The following is a 2,995-nucleotide window of genomic DNA, read 5'->3' on the forward strand; positions in this document are numbered from 1 at the left end:
GCCTTGCAATAGCATATGAATAGGCGCTAAACCTTACCTTGATTGTCCAACTCGACCGCCTCGTGCATACGTGTGAGCAGATCAGGCACCGCGGCCTGCACCCGGTTCCAGCTGGGGATAAAGGGTCGCTCACGGGGGTTATCCATAAACAAATTACCCGCTTCGAGCAGGTTACTGGCAAATAGCTCCACGGCCTGCTCTTCGCTATGGCGATCCAGACTCAGGCCGTTCATGGTGGCATCGTGGTCGTAAGCTTCTATCAAATCCAATGCGAAGCGGTAGTAGGTAGCTTTAAGCGTGCGGAAGTCTTCGCTGCTAAAGGTAATGCCCTGTGTCGCAAGCTTGCGATAGAGTGCTTTGGAAATATCCAAGCTCATACGGTTTAAACCGCCATCGGGATCGTCTTCACTGACCGGCTGATGCTTATGGTCATAGGCATCAGCAATATCTACTTGGCACAACTGGCGCAAGGAGTAGTTACGCTGCAACTCTGACAATACGCCAATCTCCAGGCCCCAGTCCGCAGGTATACGGATCCCCTCAAGCACTTCGCTGCGCATCGCAAACTCACCCGACAGTGGATAACGAAAGCTATCCAGATAGTCGAGATAGGGCATCGGCCCACAAACGGTTTTAAGTGCCCGCAGCAGCGGCGTTACTAACAGCCGTGAGACACGACCATTCAGCTTGCCCTCCGCAATGCGCGGATAATAGCCTTTGCAGAAACTGTAGTTAAAATTAGGGTGGGCCACCGGATACATCAAGCGCGCCAGTAGCCCCCGCTCATAAGTCAAAATATCGCAGTCATGCAGCCCCACCACTGTCGAGCGCCCTGACGACAACATATAGCCTGCGCAATACCACACATTGCGCCCTTTTCCAGGCTCCAAAGAGCCTAACCCGTGCTCTTCCAGTTCCGCATCCAGGGCGCGCAGCCGAGGGCCATCGTTCCATAAAATGCGCGTATGCTGTGGCAAGCGTGAAAAAAAATCACGAGCGTATAAAAATTGCTCGCGATCAGCGCGATCCAAGCCAATGACAATTTCATTGAGATACGGGACTTTAACCAGCTCATCGACGATCGCCGACAATGCAGGCCCTTCCAGCTCCGAAAAAAGCGACGGCAGAATTAGCCCCATTGGGCGTCGCCGGGAAAATTGACAAAGCTCCTGTTCAAGCGCTTCGACCGTGCGCCGGGTAAGGTTGTGAAAGTCGGTAATAATTCCATTTTGATGAAAGTCACTCATTATCTTACCTCCCTGGATTCATAGAACTGGAGTCATAGAAATGGAGTCATAGAACTGGAGTCATAGAACTGGAGACAAAGTACTGGACTCACATAACTGTACTCACATAACTGTACTCAAATAACAACGGCATCACCCTTCTCCGCCGTCGCTAAACGGCGGTCGTCTCGCCCCCACCAGTAATCCATGCCCTCGGCCCAGCCGGTCGGCCCAGTTGCGTCCGTGCGATAGAGCGAAGCGTTGCGGGGCTCTACGGCTAAGTCGTGGCAACCACGAATCACGACCGCTTGATCGACCGCTTCGAGCATAGTGATATCGTTAGGCCCGTCACCTAACCCTAGTGAAAGAGGAGCTCGGCCTCTTAACGCTGTAAAACGCTTAATCAGCCACTCGACGGCATTGCCCTTATCTGCGGAGCGCCCCATCACATGCCAAAAGCGCCCGCCTTGAGTAAGCTCTAACCCATCCCCTTCTAAAGCAGCGCGGAATGTCTCCAGGGCCGCGGCAGTGTCCTCCCACAGTAAGGGCTCACTGCCTTCTCGCTGCCGCGCATCCCGGGCGCGAACCGCATCAAGCCCAGTGAGCTCCATCACCTCAGGCACACTCAGCTCGCCCATGCGAGTAAAACGAATATCCAGGCGTTCGCGCCATACCTTCAATCGGGCACGAATAAAACCAATATCCACACCAGGATGTTTGATAACCACGCCATCGCGGCCGCTGCCTGGGCGGTCTAAGCGCGCATGACACCAACCTGGCGGCAGCCCAATAACCGCACCATTTTCAGCAATAAACGGTGTTGCCGTGAGGCCCAGCGCTTCACGCAGTGGAATCAGTTCGGCTCGGGTTTTACTGGTCACCGGAATCACCGGCACCCCCATCTGCTTTAAGCGGGCAAGCCAGGGGGCAGCAGGGCTGAAGTCATAACTGTGATGATCCAGCAGTGAACCATCTAAATCGGTCACTACCAGCCGCGGCTGGAGAGCAGGATCAACCGAAGGGATTGACGCTGCCGAAAGCGTTGATGGGGAAAGACGAGCGGATTCAGGCATGGCACTACCTCTCTTCGGCCTTAGCGCACTGTTAAGACGTCATGACTAGAACGTCGAATTTTCTAAGACCTGCTATTAATTGACTATCAAAAGCATAGCAATTAATAAGCCAAAAGAGAGAAGTGACGGTTCAGCAGGGAGTTACATGAAGTTTTAAGGGATAAACGGCCACAAGCACCAAAAAGAGGCAGCTTTAGCGCACCAAAAAAGAGCATGAAAGAGATCGGTGCGCTTTTGATGCTGTCTTCTATCAAAAAACGCATGAGAACTAATTAAATTGCCAAGAAAACTAATAAAAAGCGTCACAGGACTTGGCAACGCCCCATAAATAGCTATACTAAAATTGTACCCACTGGTGATCCTGTACACCCCTCACCTGATGCCAGTGGGCTGCAGTGAGCCAAGCCCTTTAATGCCCGCCTCCCCCGGCGGGCTTTTTTATTGGTATTTCTCTTTGTCAGTGCCCCTTTCATGTCATCGTGAGCGAAGCGTGGCGGTCTGGGTTTTGTCATTGCGAACGCAGTGAAGCAATCTCGGGGTTAGCTGCCACCCCGTAGGTTGAGATTGCCGCGTCGCTGCGCTCCTCGCAATGACATATTAAGAAGGCTCCTCGCAATGACATATTAAGAAGGCTACTCGCAATGACAGGTGAGGTGGCGACCTCGGTTTTGTCATTGCGAACGCAGTGAAGCAATC

The 2,995-nt window shown here is 52.9% G+C and carries 2 protein-coding genes; both read right to left on the reverse strand.

Annotated elements, in window-relative coordinates; genetic code table 11:
- Positions 1 to 26 precede the first annotated feature (26 nt).
- The gene (locus tag KUC_RS00005) at positions 27 to 1,247 is read right to left on the reverse strand and encodes a glycosyltransferase family protein (protein WP_007110993.1); all 1,221 of its coding nucleotides are present in this window, start codon (positions 1,245 to 1,247) and stop codon (positions 27 to 29) included.
- Between the two features lie 116 nt (positions 1,248 to 1,363).
- Positions 1,364 to 2,299 carry an HAD-IIB family hydrolase gene (locus KUC_RS00010; RefSeq protein ID WP_007110994.1) on the reverse strand — a complete coding sequence of 312 codons (936 nt, stop codon included), beginning with the start codon at positions 2,297 to 2,299 and terminating at the stop codon, positions 1,364 to 1,366.
- Between the last annotated feature and the right edge of the window lie 696 nt (positions 2,300 to 2,995).

Origin of the sequence: Vreelandella boliviensis LC1 (genome assembly GCF_000236035.1) — a bacterium.
In the GTDB taxonomy this organism is placed as follows: Bacteria; Pseudomonadota; Gammaproteobacteria; order Pseudomonadales; family Halomonadaceae; genus Vreelandella; species Vreelandella boliviensis.

Bases quoted from the DNA above. Each gene is read 5' to 3' on its own strand.
- KUC_RS00005 (WP_007110993.1), bottom strand. From the start codon at position 1,247: ATGAGTGACTTTCATCAAAATGGAATTATTACCGACTTTCACAACCTT.
- KUC_RS00010 (WP_007110994.1), bottom strand. From the start codon at position 2,299: ATGCCTGAATCCGCTCGTCTTTCCCCATCAACGCTTTCGGCAGCGTCA.